Consider the following 15,393-nt stretch of genomic DNA (forward strand, 5'->3'; position numbering starts at 1 on the left):
CGCCCGATCAGGGCGTCGCGACGTCGTGGCTATCGGCCGCAATACCCACGAGGCTGCGGGTGATCGTGGTTATTTCGGCGACGAGAACACGTGTGGCGCCGTCGTCGACATGTGTTGCGGCGTCGCGCAATTGCGCATCGGCGGTGACCAACGGCAGTGTGTCAATGCTCCACGGGGTGGCGGGGGTCGGCGGATCGCCGCGCAGCGCTTCGACGTAGTCGTCCACTGCCAGCACGAACTCCCGGCTCAAGGCGGTGGACGGATGCGGCGGCAGGCTTTGTTCCAGCGTGGTGCACGAGGTGGTGACGGCATTCACCCCCGCGCGAAACGACCTCAGCCAACGCCGCAGCTCGCGCGATTCGACCCGGGTCGCTCCTGCGGCGGCTTCGAACGCCGCCCGGGCCCGGAACGCCCGTTGCCACGCGGCGGCGAGCGCATCCGACGGGTGGTCGAGGTCGTGCACGAAGGCCTTGATAACGGTTGCCGCATAGTCGATCTCGGTCTTCAGCAGCTCGCCGGCGCGCTGACGCAGCCGGATCAGTGCGTCATCGGGAACCACGACATGGAACAGCACCGTGAGGGCGCCACCGATCACGGTCGCCAGCAGCAGGTCGCTGACCGACGATGACGCATCGGTGATGTCGAGGAGCAACACGATTGTTGCGCCGAAGGCCGCCGTCACCGCCATGTACCCCAGGATCGACACCGCATATGTGATGCCGAGGAACAGCACGGCGAGAATCGCTGCGGCCAGACCGGTCGGTTCCCACAGCAGCGTTACCGCGGATGCGATCACCACGCCGACGCAGATGCCCGCCACCCGGCCCACACACCGGGTGTATGTGTGGGCAGTCTCTGGTCGCATGACGAGCAGCACTGTCAGCGGAATCCAGTAGCCCGCAGGCACGTCGGTGACGCGCGCGATGGCGGTCCCGCAGGCGGCAGCGCCCGCCAGCCGTACGGCGTGACGCGATATCGGGGACTTCAGGTTGACATGTCCGACCCCGACGTCGAGCGCCGATCTCAGCGCGCCCGTCCATTCGGCGGGACTGCGTCTGCCGAAGCGCAGCGCGTTCGCGCGGTGAAGCTGCCGGGACAACCGCTGCGCCACCGGGGCATCCGAGATGGCTACCGCCGCGACGGCTGCGTCGACGCCCCGCAGCGCCTGTTCCGCGTCTCGGCGCGCCGTCCGGCTCTGCGCGGCGATCGCCGCGAGCATGTCCGACGCCGCGGTCAACACGTCGCGGACCGCGTCCTGCCCGGCGGCCTTACCGCGAAAAGCCATCAACGTCTTGGCGATCTGGTCGGGCAGCGCATGCCAGTCCCGGTATGCCGATGTGCGGCGGCCCGACTGCGCCTCCTCGGTGCTGAACGCTTCCTTGCACGCCAGCAGCTGCGACGAGTCGACCTCCGCCGTTGGCTCGGCGGCCAGCTGTCGCGCGTCGGTGCTCAGCGACCGGTACACCTTCGTCAGGGCTTCGCGCTCCAGCCGCCACCGCCGTGGCGGCCACGCCGCGATGAGCGCGGCCTGCGTCAGACCGGCGACCACGGCAAGAAGCGCGGACGCGAGCGCAGGCAGAAGCGACTGCGGGTGTCCGATGACCAACAGCAGACCCGACGCCCCTGCCAGGAGGCCGGCGGGCGCGCCAACCGCCCACTGCATGCCCGCGAAGAAGCACCACAGCGCGATCACGACGACGAACACCACGCTGTAGCCGGCGAACAGCCCTCCCAGCAGCACAGCGATACCCAGCTCGACGGACACTGCGAGCACGATCGGAATCCGGCCGAGCGGGTTGTCCTGCAACGCGATAGCGCCCGCGATCGCGCCCGCGGCGGCCGTCGACGTCGCCGCCCCGACTGGTCCCCACAGCAGGGCGGCCGCCGTGAGCACCAGAACGCCGAGCAGGCTTCGCGCGACCGCACCGTTGTCCGGCAGGTGCAGCCGGAGCCCCAGAGCCTTGATCACCCGACCATTCTCACCCCGCCACGGCCGCATCCGCGTCAAGCCGGCCCGTAGAGATGGTTGCGCTAGGTTCGGGTCGTGGAGAAAGTCATCATGACTCTGCGCGGAGCAGACGCTGACGACGCCTGGTGTGCCCGGCTGCGCGCGCACGTCGCCGCGGGCCTCCTCGACATCGGTCTGCCCGGCCTCGCAATCAACGTCCGCGACGCCGAGGTGCGCGATTCGTTGATGACGCTGACCACGATGGATCCCCCGGTCGTCGCTTTCGTCAGCGTGTGGGTCCAACAGTCCTACGGCGATCAGGTGCAGGCAGCCCGGGCGCTGCTGGAGCGGGAGTGCGCTGATGTCGCGGCCTACCTGGTGACGGAATCCGTTCCGCTGCGACCACCGCCGACCGTGGCAGGCCAGCGCACGGCCGGGCTGGCCAATGTGGCCCTTCTCCGCCGACCCGACGACCTGGATGAGGCGACATGGCTGTCGCGCTGGCACATCGACCACACACCGGTGGCGCTCGACACCCAGTCCACATTCGGCTACACGCAGAACGCGGTGGTGCGCGCACTGACGGCTGGCGCGCCCGATATTTCGGCAATCGTCGAGGAGCTTTTCCCGGTCGAGGCGATCTCCGATCTGCACGCATTCTTCGGCGCGGCCGACGACGATGATCTGCGCGACCGGATGGAGCGCATGCTCACCAGCACCGCCGCCTTCGGGGCCAACGAGAACGTCGACACCGTGCCCACCAGCCGCTACGTGTACCGCAGCCCGTTCGACGGGGGAAGGCAGAAGGTGACCAGATGACCACACTCGACGAGGCGGTGGCGTTGGCCCGCGACGAGAGCGGCCTGACGGTCGTCTCGACGCTGCGAGCCGACAACACCATCCAGGCATCGCTGGTCAACGCGGGCGTGCTGGCGCATCCCGAAAACCGAAGTCCGGTACTGGCATTCGTCACCTACGGCCGGGTGAAGCTCGCGAACCTTCGCGCCCGGCCCCAGCTTGCGGCGACATTTCGCAGCGGTTGGCAGTGGGCGACCGTCGAGGGCGACGCCGAACTGGCGGGCCCCGACGATCCGCAGCCCTGGCTCACCGACGCGGACCGGCTTCGGCTGCTGCTGCGCGAGGTGTTCACGGCTGCAGGCGGCACCCATGACGATTGGGACGCCTATGACGCCACGATGATCGAACAACGCCGCACGGCGGTGCTCGTCACACCCACCCGGGTGTACAGCAACGGTTGACGCTTACGCTGCTCGCGTGCCACTCCTGATCAGTGACGTCAACAGAGTTCGGACTCTCACCCTCGACCGGCCGGATGTGCTCAACGCGTTCAACGAAGCGCTCTACGAGGCGACGGCGATCGCGATCCGGGAGGCCGCCGACGATCCTGGTGTCGCGGTGGTGTTGCTCACCGGCAGCGGAAGGGCGTTCAGCGCCGGAAACGATCTCAAGGAGATGGCTGCGCGGATCACCGACCCGGCGCTCACCGACCAAGGCAGCCACTTCACGTCGCTGATCGACGAGCTGACCAACTTCCCGAAGCCGTTCATCTGCGCGGTCAACGGACTCGCTGTCGGCATCGGCACAACCCTTCTCGGCTATGCCGACCTGGTCTTCATGTCGTCGGACGCACGGTTGAAGTGTCCGTTCACCAGTCTCGGCGTCGCGCCGGAAGCCGCATCGTCGTACCTTCTGCCCCGGTTGATCGGTAGACAGAACGCAGCCTGGCTGCTGATGTCCTCGGAGTGGGTGTCAGCGCAAGAGGCACTGCAAATGGGGCTGGTGTGGCGGGTGTGTGAGCCGGGCGAACTTCTGCCCGAGGCGCACCGGCACGCCGAAATCCTCGCCGCCAGACCGATTCCCAGTCTGATGGCGGTCAAGAAGACGATCGCAGAGCCGTTTCGAGCGGGCATCAAAGCCGCCACCGAACGGGAGAATGCCCATTTCGCCGAGTTGATGGGCGCCGACGCCAACGCCGACGCGCTCGCCGCGTTCACCGACAAGCGGCAAAGGGGAGGCGGCTAGCGGCTCGCCGCCGAGCGGGTGCCGTTGGTGGCGAAATGCGCCTCGATGATCGACCGCACTGTGCGCTTGCACCGTCCGCATTCGGACCCCGCCCCGCACGCGGCCGCCACCTCTTTCGATGTCGATGCGCCTTTGGCGACACAGTCGTGCACCACGTGGCTGGTGGCTCCGGTGCAAAGGCAGACGAACATCTATCGGCCCATCAGTTCTGACTGTCGATGCTCATGAGATGGGCGAACCGGCCGACGAACTGCGTCGGATAGGCGCCGAGCCCGGCATTCGACATCCACTCCGCGGCGGCGTCGGGGTGATCGATCCACTGCCTGGCGCTGATCTCGTTGTCAATCTCCTGCAGGATCATCACTTCCTGTCCGTCGTCGAGCGCGCGGTACACCCAGATCTTGCGTACCCCGCCGCGCCGGAACCGGTCCAGGCCGGCGTGCACCTTGACCATCAGCTCCGACACGTCGTCGACCGACGACATGACGCCGACGACTATCCGGCCGACGTGTCGCTCCGAGGAGGGGGCGTCGAGATCGATCTTCTCGACCACCTGGCCACCGAAGATCGGCGGGATGTCGTCGAGGCCTGCGATATCGAACCACTCGAATACCGCGGGGGAGCCGATCACGTCACGAATCGAGCGGGCGTGCCGAATTCCGATTGTCACCAGCACTCGGCCCGGTTCCCAAATCGACGTATAGAGAACGACGTGATGCGCGCCGATTGACGCCAGGTTGTCGCGACGACCTTTGAGCCAGCTCCACATCCTGTCGACGTCGTCGACACGAAAGTCGCAGGCGAGAATCAGTGAGTGCAGATTGCTCTCACTCATCGTCGTCCTTCGCTCCGCTGCGCTGGCGATCATGTTAGCCCAGTCTAACCTTAGTTAGACCGCCAGTCCACCAGTCTCCGCCCGACGTAGCCTAGCCAGGCCAAGCACCTGCGTTCATCCTCACCCCGTACATCGAAGTTCGTTGCCGCAACGGCGCAAACACGCCCCACACACTGCACAAGTTGTCTCGGTGGCGTCTCTGCGTGCACTAGATTGGAGCCTGTCAAAAACAGCCCACCGAACGACGAAGCGACCGCCGCAAGGAGCCAGCATGCAAGGGGACCCCGACGTTCTGAAATTGCTCAATGAGCAGTTGACGAGCGAACTTACGGCTATCAACCAGTATTTCCTGCATGCCAAAATGCAGGAGAATTGGGGATTCACCGAATTGGCTTCTCACACGCGTGCGGAGTCTTTCGATGAAATGCGGCACGCCGAAAAGATCACCGATCGCATTCTGCTTCTCGATGGTCTGCCGAATTATCAACGGCTTTTTTCCTTGCGCGTCGGTCAGACGGTACGCGAGCAATTCGAAGCCGATCTCGCGATCGAGTACGAAGTGGTGGGCAGGCTGAGGCCCGGCATCATCATGTGCCGTGAGAAGCAAGACGCGACGTCCGCCAACATCTTCGAGATGATCCTGGCCGACGAAGAAAACCACATCGACTACCTCGAGACCCAGCTCGAGCTGATGAACAAGCTGGGCGAGGAGCTCTACCTGGCTCAGTGCGTGTCCAGACCTCCTAGCAGCACAGCCGGTTAGTCACATCTGGGCGTTTGCGCATCGCAATCGCGTGTAACCCTGCGTCCGGCCGGTCGCCGTAACTTTTATAGCCTATCTAACGATATGGCTGCGGAACGGTTGTCTCGGACGGAAGGCAGGAATGACGAGTCAGGCATCGACATCGACGGCCGCTGTCTTGGACCCCGAGTCCAGCAGCGCCGGCATCAGCCTCCACCGCCGCAACCTCATCTTCGTTGCGGTGCTGCTCGGCATGCTGCTGGCCGCGCTCGACCAAACGATTGTGGCCACCGCGCTGCCCACCGTCGTCGCCGATCTCGGTGGGGCCGGCCACCAGTCCTGGGTGGTCACCAGTTATCTACTCGCAAGCACCATCGCCACGGCGATCGTCGGGAAACTCGGTGATGTTTTCGGCCGCAAGGTGGTCTTTCAGACGTCCGTGTTGTTCTTCCTCGCCGGCTCGGTGCTGTGTGGTCTGAGCGCGTCGATGACGATGCTCGTCGCCTCCCGCGCCCTGCAGGGGATCGGCGGCGGCGCCATCATGGTGACAGCCATGGCCGTCATCGGCGAGGTCATCCCGCTGCGCGAACGCGGTCGTTACCAGGGCGCGCTCGGAGCGGTGTTCGGCGTCACCACCGTGATCGGGCCACTGCTGGGCGGATTCTTCACCGACCACCTCACCTGGCGGTGGGCGTTCTGGATCAACATTCCCGTCGCCGCCGTCGTGCTTGTGGTCGGGGCCGCAGCCATTCCGTCGTTGGCCAAGGCCGCCCGGCCGGTCATCGACTACGCCGGCATTCTGCTGGTCGGCATCGGCGCCTCGGGACTCACCCTGGCCACCAGCTGGGGCGGGGGCGAGTACGCGTGGGGCTCCCCGATGATCATCGGCTTGTTCGTCGCTTCCGCTGTGGCGCTCGCCTTCTTCGTCTGGGTGGAAACCCGTGCGGCCGAACCGATTCTGCCCATCCGGCTGTTCGCCAGCCCGGTGTTCACCGTCTGCTGCATCCTTGGTTTCATCGTCGGTTTCGCGATGCTCGGGGCGCTGACCTTCCTCCCGACGTTCATGCAGTTCGTCGACGGCGTCTCCGCGACCACCTCGGGCCTGCGCACCCTGCCGATGGTCGCGGGGATGCTCATCACGTCCATCGGCAGCGGCAACATCGTCGGTCGCACCGGCAGATACAAGATCTTCCCCGTCGCGGGCACCGCGACCATGGCAGTGGGCTTCGTTCTGCTCTCCGGAATGAATGCCGACACGCCGACCTGGCAGCAGTCGGCCTACCTGTTCGTGCTCGGATCGGGCATCGGGCTGTGCATGCAGGTGCTCGTGCTCGTCGTGCAGAACACCTCCAGTTTCGCGGATCTGGGCGTGGCCACATCAGGGGTGACCTTCTTCCGCACCATCGGAAGTTCCTTCGGGGCAGCCATATTCGGGTCCCTGTTCGCCAACTTTCTCGCAGGCCGAATAGGGCCTGCGCTGGCGGCAAGCGGAGCGCCGCCGCGCGCAGCGGAGTCGCCGCAGGCACTGCACGCGCTGTCGCCCGAAATGGCAGCACCCATAGTCAACGCCTACGCGGACTCGCTCGGCACGGTGTTTCTGTGCGCCGTCCCGGTAGCGGTCGTCGGCTTGATCGTCTCGCTCTTCCTCAAGGAGATACCGCTTCGCGAGATGGACGCCATGTCGGCCACCGACCTCGGCGAGGGCTTCGGCATGCCCAGCACCGAGTCGCCCGACAAGATCCTCGAGGTGGCCATCGGCCGCCTGATGCGCAACACGCCGGAGATCCGGCTGCGCACCATCGCCGGGCAGGCGGGCTGCGAATCCGACATCGCCCTGCTGTGGGCACTGATTCAGATCTACCGGCAGAGCCAGGTATTCGGCTCTGCGCGGCTGACCGACATCGCCGACCGCCTTCGGGTACCGACCGAGGTCATCGGGTCCACGTTCGACCGGCTGGTGGACCGGGGTTATGCGCTGCGCACCGGTGACCAGCTGTGGCTGACCCAAGCCGGTGCCCGCCAGGTCGACTGCGCGTCGTCCGCTCTGGTGAGCCGGATCGTCGACAAACTCGCCACATCGCCGAACTTCGAGGGCAGACCCGATCGAGACGAGGTCGAAGCCGCGCTCGAGCGGATCGCCCATCAGGTCCTGGTGCAGCGTGACTGGCACGACGACGGGGCCGTGCCGGTTGCAGCCGCCAGGTGATCTAGCTGCGGCTACGACGCCTTCCTAGAACGTGTTTCACTTTTTTCCGGCTCGGCGTACGATTCCGGCCATGAGCCGAATTGGAGACTTCGCCGACGATGACGCCGCTGCCTGGGTCGTGAAGTCACCCGATATCGGGATGGGGATGGTCGGCTTCACCAACGCGGTCTACAAGAAGAATCGGCTGCCGATGCGGGTCCGTGAGTTGGCCCGGATGGTCATTGCGCTCGACAACGAATGCGTGGTGTGCCAGAACACCCGCGACTCCGAGGGGATCGCCGAAGGCGTCGACGAGGACCTCTACAACCACGCGGCCGAGTGGCGGACGTGGCCCGGGTACAGCCCTCAGGAACGCATCGCAGCAGAGTTCGCCGAACGCTTCGTCGGCGACCACACCGCGCTTCGCGACGACGAGGACTTCTGGGACCGCGCCGGCGAGCAGTTCAGCGACGAGTTGATGACCGATCTGGCGCTGTCCTGCGCGATGTGGCTCGGCATGGGCCGCATGTTACGAACGCTCGATATCGGCCAAACCTGCAAGATCACTTTGTAGGTCACCGAATCGAAGGAAGAATGGCTCCGGTGAATTCACGGGCCGCCAAACCACTCGCTGCAGCAGCTATCGCTCAACTCGAGTCCGACGGGGTCGCCACGCTCATCGGCACGGTGGTGAGCTCTGCCGGGCTCATGCACGCCAAGACGATTCCGCTGCGGAAGATGGGCGCGTTCGCCGATCCGGGGCTCGGCGCAAGCCCCGTGTGGCACGTGTTCACGATCGACCAGACCGGTATCGCACTCGGCGGCGACCTCGGCGTGGTTGGGGACCAGCGGATCCGCATCGACCTAGCCGCCCTGCGCATTCTCGGAGACGGATTAGCTTGGGCGCCAGGCGCTTTCTACGACCAGGACGGCGAACCCGATCCCTACTGCAGCCGTGGCGCGCTGGCGCGCATTGAACGCAGGCTTGTCGACGCCGGCTACACCGCGCTGGTCGGCCACGAAATGGAGTTCCTGCTCGTCGGACCCGAGGGCAGTCGGCTGCCCGCCCACCTGTGGGCGCAGTACGGGCTTGCCGGGGTGCTGGAATACGAGGGTTTCGTTCGCGATGTGACCGATGCGGCGACGAGTTCGGGTGTGTCCGTGGAACAGTTCCACCCCGAATACGGGGTGAACCAGTTCGAGATCTCGCTGACTCCGCAGTCACCGGTGGCCGCCGCAGACCAGCTGATGCTGATCAGGATGATCGTCGGCAGGGCCGCCAGGCGACACGGCCTACGGGTCAGCCTGTCGCCGGTGCCGTTCGCCGGAAGTGTGGGTTCTGGTGCGCATCAACACTTCTCGCTACAGAAGGACGATCAACCGCTGTTCTCGGACGGATCCGGCGCCCAGGGAATGACACCGGAGGGGGAGTCGGCGGTGGCGGGCGTGGTTGCGGGTCTGGTTGAAGCGCAGGGAGTGCTGTGCGGCTCCATCCTGTCCGGTTTGCGGATGCAGCCCGGACACTGGTCCGGCGCATACGTCTGCTGGGGCACCGAAAACCGCGAGGCCGCAGTGCGATTCCTCGTCGGCGGTAGTAGCAACCCGCTGGGCGCAAACGTGGAGGTGAAGGTCGTCGACCCGTCGGCGAACCCCTACTTTGCGACGGCAACGATACTTGGGCTCGCACTCGACGGCATCGAGCGCAACCTGAAGTTGCCGCCGGAAACCCTCGTCGACCCGTCCACCCTCACCGACGAGCAGCGTGCTGCTGCCGGCACCACGCTGATGTCGACGAATCAGGCCGAAACCATCGACGCGCTCGACGGCTCAGCACTGGTTCGCGGCATCCTCGGCGACCAGGCGGTTGACGCGATCGTCGCGGTGCGCCGCTACGAGCACGAAACATACGGAGAACTCGGCCCCGACGAGCTCGCCGACAAGTTCCGGTTGGCCTGGAGCGTGTAGCAAGGCGCCTGTCAAACCAGGTCGGTCGCGTCGAACACCCACGACGTGTCGGCGGACGCGAAGCCGTCGGTGAACGACTGCGGCGCCTGCGACAACAACGTGTTGAAGTCGGAGTAGTCCTTCCAGAGGGTGATCCTGCCGTGCTGAACCCGATGCACCGACACGAACGCCAGCCGAGCCGTCTCCCCGCTGGGCCAGCCCCAGGTCTCGGAGTGTTCGTACATCACGTCCACACCGTTGCTCAGCAGCAGGCCCTCGTGGTTCACGTACGAGGACAACAACTCCAGGCCGATTTTCAGTCGGGCGACGATGTTCTCGGGACCGCGCGCCGACACAGCAGGCATCGGCATGTCGACGTACAGACAGTCGTCGGACAGGAAGGATTTGACGGATTCCCAGTCGCGGTCGGACAGCGCCTTCCACATACCGAGGACGATTTCACGGGTGGCGGCTTCAGAAGTCACCCAGTCAACCTACGTCCACCCATCGGGTTGTCGTCCATCGATGTCGGTGAAGCCGTACTCGCGAGCCAGGTTGGCCGACGTCACCGAGCCCTGATTCCACCGTTCGCGGTCTTCATCGGCGGCGATGGCGGCGACGCCTCTGCCGACGAAACTCGGCGATTCCGAGTCGGCGAAAGACGGCGGCGCGGTGGGCAGTCCGCCGCCGCGGTTTTGATCCAGCGCGCTGCGCCAGTTGGCCTCGGCGACGCCCCAGTTGTCGAGCATCATCTCCGAACGCAACCAGCCCGGCGTCACGGCGACCGCGGTGGCACCGTACGGCGCTAACTCGTGTCCGTGTGCGAATGCGAGCCGGTTCACCGCGGTCTTGGCCAGGTCGTAGAACACCGACAGCCGGAAGTTCTCGTCGTTGTATGCGCGGGTGCCGTCGGTGACCTCGACGAGCAACCCGCCGGACCGTTGAACGAGCAGCGGGTGCAGGCAGTGCGAGGTGATGAGGTGAGTGTCGATACCCAGCCGGAGTATTCGCAGCCCGTCGTCGAGGTCGTGCTCCCAGATCGGCCTGTTCCACGTCGGCGGCGGTCCCTTGAGCACCTCAGCACCCCAGATGTCGTTGACGAGGATGTCGATGCCGCCGAAATCGCCGAGTACTCGGCGCGCCAGGCCTCGCACCTCGTCCGCGTTGAGATGGTCGACCTGGATGGCGACGCCCTGCCCACCGAGTTCATCGACGAGCGCGGCGGTCTCCTCGATGGTTTCGGGTCGGTCGTAGTCGGACTTCTTGCCGCCCAATGTCGAGCTGCGCCCCGTACACACCACGGTTGCGCCTGCTTCGCCGAGCGCCACGGCGATGCCTCGGCCAGCGCCCCGCGTCGCCCCGGCCACCACGGCCACCCGCCCGCGCAGGGCTTCTCCGTCCGGTGTCCAGTCCATCGGCATCAGTATCACGCGAAACCAGAAGCGTCTAGCCGTGTTCGGCATCGACGGTGAATACTCGCGAATGTGACTCCGCTACAGCGATACATCGCAGAAGAAATCGCCACCGACCATGTCGACGGGTTGCTCTCCAGGCGTGAGGCTCTGCGCAGGCTGGCGCTGCTCGGGGTGGGCACTGCGGCGGCGACAACGCTGATTGCCGCGTGCAGCGGGAACAAGAAGCCGACATCGGAAGCGCCTGCGACGTCGACCGGTGCGGTCACTGCCAGCCAGCCGGCGACCGCGAGCCCACAGGCGCCCGGATCCGACACGGCATTACCCACCGCGCCGGTCGCCTGGGCAGGTCCACAAAGAGAGCTTGCGGGTGCATGGGTGGAGGCACCGGATGCGCGTGGCGGCGTGCTCGTCATCCATGAGAACAAGGGCCTCAACGACTGGGTCCGCTCGGTGGCGGGCCGGTTTGCAGGCATCGGCTACTCCGCGCTGGCCATCGATCTGCTGTCGCCGCAGGGCGGCACCGCGAAGTTCACCGACCCGGCCGAGGCGACGGCGGCGCTGGGCAACATCAGTAACGAGGAGTTCGTGGCGAATCTGAAGTCCGGTGTCGGTGAGCTACAGCGGCGGGTACCCGGCAAGAAGGTCGCGGCGGTCGGTTTCTGCATGGGCGGCGGACTGGTCTGGCGTCTGCTCGCCGCAGGTTCGCCCGAGTTGGCGGCCGCAGTGCCGTTCTACGGCCCGGCTCCCGACAATCCGAACTTCGCGGGCTCCAAGGATGTCGCGGTGCTCGGCTTCTACGGCGCGCTCGACGATCGCGTGAACAAGACCGAGCCGACCGCAAGAGCTGCGTTGGAGAAGGCCGGACTGGTGCACGAACTGGTCACCGAGCCCGACGCCAACCATGCTTTCTTCAACGATACGAACGCCGATCGCTACAACGCGACGGCCGCGCAGGACGCCTGGCGCCGCGTCCAGGACTGGTTCGGCCGCTACCTGGTCTAGTTCGAGCATGCGCGTAGTTCAATTCGCCAACGACGTGCCGGGCAGTTCACGTGGCCGCGGGGATATTTGAGGCGCTCGGCGCGCTATAGGCGCTCGCCTGGTCGAGGCGCTACGTTCTCACCATGGCGCAAGCCCCCACCAGCGGCCCAGTGGACGCCGAGCGGTCCAGGACGCTGTGGTTCGCGGTGCTGCTGACCCTGACGAACGGCTTCCTGGACGCGCACACCTATATCGCCCGCGGTCACGTGTTCGCCAACGTGCAGACGGCCAACGTCATCTTCTCCGCGATCCATGTATCGGAGCGGCAATTCTCATCGGCGCTGGCACATGTATGGCCGCTGCTGGCGTTCATCGCAGGCATGTTGCTGGCATCCCACATCAAATCGGGTCGCATGGAACAGATGCTGCCGTACTCGTTGCGCTGGACCATCGGCGTTCAGGCGGTCGTGCTCGCCATCATCGGTTTCGTGCCCGCGTCGGTGGACCACACATTCGTCACTGTGCCGATCTCGTTTCTCGCCGCGGTGCAGATCGGCCTCTTTCGTAACATCGGCGATCTCGCATACCTACCCGTCGCCACTACCGGCAACCTGATGCGGTTCATGGAGTCGGTGTACGACGGCGCGGTGGAGAAGCGGGCAGAAGCTCGTCGCCCCACCGCCGTCTACGGCATATTGATCCTCGCGTTCGCCAGCGGTGCGCTGGCGGGCGCACTGGCCACCGATGCCTGGAGCGTGCACGCGATCTGGCTGCCTGCGGGCTTCCTGGCAGTCACACTCTGCCTGTTCATCATCGACGAGCGCGAGTGGATGCGGTGAGCAAGATCCGTTTGGCCTGAACTAATTCGACCGGCCGATCGTGTCGTCAGCACGGGGTCGAAAAGTGAAGGGGTCACGATGAAGAAGTTCGGCATGTTCCTGGCGGCAGTCGCTCTCGCTGCCGCGCTCGCGACGGCCTGCGGATCGAACAGCAGCGAGACCGCGGCCACCGCAAGTGATTCATCGAGTGAAAAGAGTCCGACCGAGGTCGCGAGCGGCCCGACGATAACCATTGCGAAGATGGCCTTCGGGCAGCCGCTCACCGTTGCACCCGGCTCGAAGATAAACGTCGCGAACAAGGACACCATGGAGCATTCCGTCACATCGGACACTGCGGGCGCCTTTGACCAGGATGTCGAGGGTAACGAGGAGGCGACAATGACGGCGCCGAGCCAGCCGGGCGAGTACCCGTTTCATTGCAGCTATCACCCGAACATGAAGGGCACGCTGATCGTCAAGTAGCGGGTTTACCTCCATCCGGCCGCGGGCATACCCGGGCGATGGTTGATGCACCCGCCGTGTTGTTCGATGTCGACGGCACCCTCGTGGATTCGAACTATCTGCACGTCTACGCCTGGACGCGGGCCTTCGAGGAGGCGGGCGTCGCGGTCGAGTCGTGGCGGATTCATCGATCGATCGGGATGGACGGGGACCGGCTGATCCAATCGCTGGCCGGCGACGCCGACGAGGACGCCCAGCAGAAGGCCGACGAGTTGCACACCCGATATCTCAAGGAGGCTGCGCCGCTGCTGCGCGCACTTCCCGGCGCGCGTGCACTCCTGGAACGGGTGTCCTCACTCGGCTTGCAGGTCGTGCTCGCCAGCTCAGCGAGCGAGGAGGAGTTGTCGATGTCACGAAGTGTGCTCGACTGCGACGACCTGATCTCTGCCGCGACGTCATCAAAGGATGTCGAAACCGCCAAACCCGACCCGGCCATCGTCGACATCGCCATGCAGAGGGCGGGGGTCGATGCCGACCGCGCGGTCTATGTCGGGGACGCGGTGTGGGACATCATCGCGTGCGGTCGCCTCGGCGTGCCCGCCATCGGACTCCTCAGCGGGGGAGTATCACGAGGTGAACTCGAAAAGGCCGGCGCTCAAGCCGTTTTCGACAATCCGCGTGACCTGTGCGAGCACATCGACAGCTCGCCGATCGCTGCGCTCGGTGCGCAGTCGGTCAGCTAGCGCGGCGTCCAGGCGACGGGCAACCGTTTGATGCCGTGAATGAACGCGGAGTGCAGTCGGTCCGGCTCCTCCGTCGCGGTGATGTCTGGCAATCGCCGGTGCAGTTCCTCGAACGCGACGGTGATCTCGCGGCGGGCCAGGTTGGCGCCCAGGCAGAAATGCGCTCCTCCGCCGCCGAATCCCACATGCGGATTCGGGTGGCGGCGCACGTCGAACGCCCAGGGGTCGGCGAACTTGGACTCATCCCGATTGGCCGATCCGTACCACAGCGTGACCTTGTCTCCCGCAGCCATTTTCACGCCACCCAACTCAACGTCCTGCGTCGTGGTCCGGCGCATGTAGGCCACCGGCGAGGCCCAGCGGACGATTTCCTCGACCGCCGTTGGCGCCACCTCGTCGTAGTCGTTCCACCAGGTGTCGCGTTGTTCGGGGTACCGGCTCAACGACAGCACACCGTGGCTGATCGCGTTGCGAGTGGTCTCGTTGCCCGCGACGACGAGCAGGATGAAGAACGAGGCGACCTCAGCGGACGTGAGCCGCTCGCCGTCGAGTTCGGCCTGCACCAGGCTGGTGGTCAGGTCCTCGGCGGGAGACCGCCTTCGGTCCTCGGCCAGCGCGGTGGCGTAGGCACCGATGTCGACGGCGACATGGAAGAACTCGTCGAAGTCGGTGGCGATGTCGGGGTCGCCGAACCCCAGAATGACGTTGGTCCAGCCGAAGATCCGCTCGTGATCCTGTTCGGGAATGCCCATCAGGTCGCAGATGATCTGCAGGGGCAGTGGACCGGCCAGGTCGGCGACGATCTCGCCCCTGCCGTCGGGATTGTCGGTCAGCATCGCGGTCACCAGACGGCGGGCTCGGTCGCGCACGGACTCCTCGAGCATCGCCAGCACGCGCGGCGTGAACGCACTGCGGACGATGTTGCGCAGCCTGGTGTGCCGAGGGTCGTCCATGGCGATCATCGATCCGAAGTACTCGGCCAGCTCGGGCGTCTGGTCACCGACGGTGATCCCGCCTGCTGAGCTGAAGAGATCGGGGTGCCTACTGGCGTAGAAGACGTCGTCGTACCGGGTCACCGCCCAATGACCCGCCGTCGGGGTGAACTCGTCGCCGACGAACGACTCGTGGAACGACACCGGGGCGTCTCGGCGCAGGGTGGCGAACGTGCCGTCACGCACATCGTCATCGAGGCCCCAGAAATCCCACGAACTGAGGTCGATGTCGGACAGCGGCACCTCCGCGGGGGTGGCGCCGTTGCGTCTGGTCGCAATACCCAC

The 15,393-nt window shown here is 65.7% G+C and carries 17 protein-coding genes; 11 read left to right on the top strand and 6 right to left on the bottom strand.

What is annotated here, in order from left to right; genetic code table 11:
* Window positions 1–7 precede the first annotated feature (7 nt).
* Entirely contained in the window at window positions 8–1,969 is a 1,962-nt protein-coding gene (locus tag QOJ24_RS18070; RefSeq protein ID WP_526263640.1) for an FUSC family protein, read from the bottom strand.
* Window positions 1,970–2,044: 75 nt separating this feature from the next.
* On the opposite strand from QOJ24_RS18070, the gene QOJ24_RS18075 reads away from it, so the two are divergent.
* From QOJ24_RS18075 to QOJ24_RS18085, 3 genes are read left to right on the top strand one after another with little or no spacing between them, the layout of a single operon-like run.
* Complete coding sequence (locus tag QOJ24_RS18075) at window positions 2,045–2,767, top strand: EthD domain-containing protein (protein ID WP_526263642.1); 723 nt, start codon at window positions 2,045–2,047, stop codon at window positions 2,765–2,767.
* Window positions 2,764–3,207 (top strand): TIGR03618 family F420-dependent PPOX class oxidoreductase, encoded by a 444-nt coding sequence (locus tag QOJ24_RS18080; RefSeq protein WP_526263644.1) that lies wholly within the window; start codon window positions 2,764–2,766, stop codon window positions 3,205–3,207. The genes QOJ24_RS18075 and QOJ24_RS18080 overlap by 4 nt, the downstream gene beginning before the upstream one ends.
* Before the next feature lie 16 nt (window positions 3,208–3,223).
* Window positions 3,224–3,991 (top strand): enoyl-CoA hydratase/isomerase family protein, encoded by a 768-nt coding sequence (locus QOJ24_RS18085; RefSeq protein WP_526263646.1) that lies wholly within the window; start codon window positions 3,224–3,226, stop codon window positions 3,989–3,991.
* Here the strand turns inward: QOJ24_RS18085 and QOJ24_RS18090 are convergent.
* A complete protein-coding gene (locus QOJ24_RS18090; RefSeq protein ID WP_526263648.1) occupies window positions 3,988–4,182 on the bottom strand; it encodes a (2Fe-2S)-binding protein in 195 nt (64 codons plus the stop codon). The two genes, QOJ24_RS18085 and QOJ24_RS18090, sit on opposite strands and share 4 nt — an antisense overlap.
* A gap of 11 nt (window positions 4,183–4,193) precedes the next feature.
* Complete coding sequence (locus QOJ24_RS18095; protein WP_526263804.1) at window positions 4,194–4,826, bottom strand: fatty-acid--CoA ligase; 633 nt, start codon at window positions 4,824–4,826, stop codon at window positions 4,194–4,196.
* Between the two features lie 271 nt (window positions 4,827–5,097).
* Here QOJ24_RS18095 and bfr point away from each other — a divergent pair, with 271 nt between their 5' ends.
* From bfr to QOJ24_RS18115, 4 genes are all read left to right on the top strand, one after another.
* Window positions 5,098–5,589 carry a bacterioferritin gene (bfr, locus tag QOJ24_RS18100; protein ID WP_526263650.1) on the top strand — a complete coding sequence of 164 codons (492 nt, stop codon included), beginning with the start codon at window positions 5,098–5,100 and terminating at the stop codon, window positions 5,587–5,589.
* A gap of 121 nt (window positions 5,590–5,710) precedes the next feature.
* Entirely contained in the window at window positions 5,711–7,774 is a 2,064-nt protein-coding gene (locus QOJ24_RS18105; protein WP_526263652.1) for an MDR family MFS transporter, read from the top strand.
* Window positions 7,775–7,844: 70 nt separating this feature from the next.
* A complete protein-coding gene (locus tag QOJ24_RS18110; protein WP_526263654.1) occupies window positions 7,845–8,327 on the top strand; it encodes a carboxymuconolactone decarboxylase family protein in 483 nt (160 codons plus the stop codon).
* Between the two features lie 20 nt (window positions 8,328–8,347).
* Window positions 8,348–9,718 (top strand): type I glutamate--ammonia ligase, encoded by a 1,371-nt coding sequence (locus QOJ24_RS18115; RefSeq protein ID WP_526263656.1) that lies wholly within the window; start codon window positions 8,348–8,350, stop codon window positions 9,716–9,718.
* An 11-nt stretch (window positions 9,719–9,729) separates the two neighbouring features.
* Here QOJ24_RS18115 and QOJ24_RS18120 read toward each other — a convergent pair whose 3' ends face one another.
* Window positions 9,730–10,143 (bottom strand): limonene-1,2-epoxide hydrolase family protein, encoded by a 414-nt coding sequence (locus QOJ24_RS18120; protein ID WP_526263806.1) that lies wholly within the window; start codon window positions 10,141–10,143, stop codon window positions 9,730–9,732.
* Window positions 10,144–10,191: 48 nt separating this feature from the next.
* Window positions 10,192–11,112, bottom strand: coding sequence for an SDR family oxidoreductase (locus QOJ24_RS18125; RefSeq protein ID WP_526263658.1), 921 nt, complete (start codon window positions 11,110–11,112; stop codon window positions 10,192–10,194).
* Window positions 11,113–11,181: 69 nt separating this feature from the next.
* Here QOJ24_RS18125 and QOJ24_RS18130 point away from each other — a divergent pair, with 69 nt between their 5' ends.
* From QOJ24_RS18130 to QOJ24_RS18145, 4 genes are all read left to right on the top strand, one after another.
* Window positions 11,182–12,114 carry a dienelactone hydrolase family protein gene (locus QOJ24_RS18130; protein ID WP_526263660.1) on the top strand — a complete coding sequence of 311 codons (933 nt, stop codon included), beginning with the start codon at window positions 11,182–11,184 and terminating at the stop codon, window positions 12,112–12,114.
* A 122-nt stretch (window positions 12,115–12,236) separates the two neighbouring features.
* Window positions 12,237–12,932: a YoaK family protein gene (locus QOJ24_RS18135; RefSeq protein ID WP_526263662.1), complete on the top strand. Its 696-nt coding sequence runs from the start codon at window positions 12,237–12,239 to the stop codon at window positions 12,930–12,932.
* A gap of 78 nt (window positions 12,933–13,010) precedes the next feature.
* Complete coding sequence (locus QOJ24_RS18140; RefSeq protein ID WP_526263664.1) at window positions 13,011–13,394, top strand: cupredoxin domain-containing protein; 384 nt, start codon at window positions 13,011–13,013, stop codon at window positions 13,392–13,394.
* Between the two features lie 38 nt (window positions 13,395–13,432).
* Complete coding sequence (locus QOJ24_RS18145; protein WP_526263666.1) at window positions 13,433–14,116, top strand: HAD family hydrolase; 684 nt, start codon at window positions 13,433–13,435, stop codon at window positions 14,114–14,116.
* Here the strand turns inward: QOJ24_RS18145 and QOJ24_RS18150 are convergent.
* Entirely contained in the window at window positions 14,113–15,393 is a 1,281-nt protein-coding gene (locus QOJ24_RS18150; protein WP_526263668.1) for a cytochrome P450, read from the bottom strand. The two genes, QOJ24_RS18145 and QOJ24_RS18150, sit on opposite strands and share 4 nt — an antisense overlap.

The sequence above is a fragment of the Mycobacterium sp. genome, from assembly GCF_032159775.1.
Classification (GTDB): domain Bacteria; phylum Actinomycetota; class Actinomycetes; order Mycobacteriales; family Mycobacteriaceae; genus Mycobacterium.

What these genes read in the sequence shown, in the direction of transcription:
- QOJ24_RS18080 (WP_526263644.1), top strand. Translation starts at nt 2,764, where the DNA reads ATGACCACACTCGACGAGGCGGTGGCGTTGGCCCGCGACGAGAGCGGC.
- QOJ24_RS18090 (WP_526263648.1), bottom strand. Translation starts at nt 4,182, where the DNA reads ATGTTCGTCTGCCTTTGCACCGGAGCCACCAGCCACGTGGTGCACGAC.
- QOJ24_RS18095 (WP_526263804.1), bottom strand. Translation starts at nt 4,826, where the DNA reads ATGAGTGAGAGCAATCTGCACTCACTGATTCTCGCCTGCGACTTTCGT.
- bfr (WP_526263650.1), top strand. Translation starts at nt 5,098, where the DNA reads ATGCAAGGGGACCCCGACGTTCTGAAATTGCTCAATGAGCAGTTGACG.
- QOJ24_RS18105 (WP_526263652.1), top strand. Translation starts at nt 5,711, where the DNA reads ATGACGAGTCAGGCATCGACATCGACGGCCGCTGTCTTGGACCCCGAG.
- QOJ24_RS18110 (WP_526263654.1), top strand. Translation starts at nt 7,845, where the DNA reads ATGAGCCGAATTGGAGACTTCGCCGACGATGACGCCGCTGCCTGGGTC.
- QOJ24_RS18115 (WP_526263656.1), top strand. Translation starts at nt 8,348, where the DNA reads ATGGCTCCGGTGAATTCACGGGCCGCCAAACCACTCGCTGCAGCAGCT.
- QOJ24_RS18120 (WP_526263806.1), bottom strand. Translation starts at nt 10,143, where the DNA reads ATGTGGAAGGCGCTGTCCGACCGCGACTGGGAATCCGTCAAATCCTTC.
- QOJ24_RS18125 (WP_526263658.1), bottom strand. Translation starts at nt 11,112, where the DNA reads ATGGACTGGACACCGGACGGAGAAGCCCTGCGCGGGCGGGTGGCCGTG.
- QOJ24_RS18135 (WP_526263662.1), top strand. Translation starts at nt 12,237, where the DNA reads ATGGCGCAAGCCCCCACCAGCGGCCCAGTGGACGCCGAGCGGTCCAGG.
- QOJ24_RS18140 (WP_526263664.1), top strand. Translation starts at nt 13,011, where the DNA reads ATGAAGAAGTTCGGCATGTTCCTGGCGGCAGTCGCTCTCGCTGCCGCG.
- QOJ24_RS18145 (WP_526263666.1), top strand. Translation starts at nt 13,433, where the DNA reads ATGGTTGATGCACCCGCCGTGTTGTTCGATGTCGACGGCACCCTCGTG.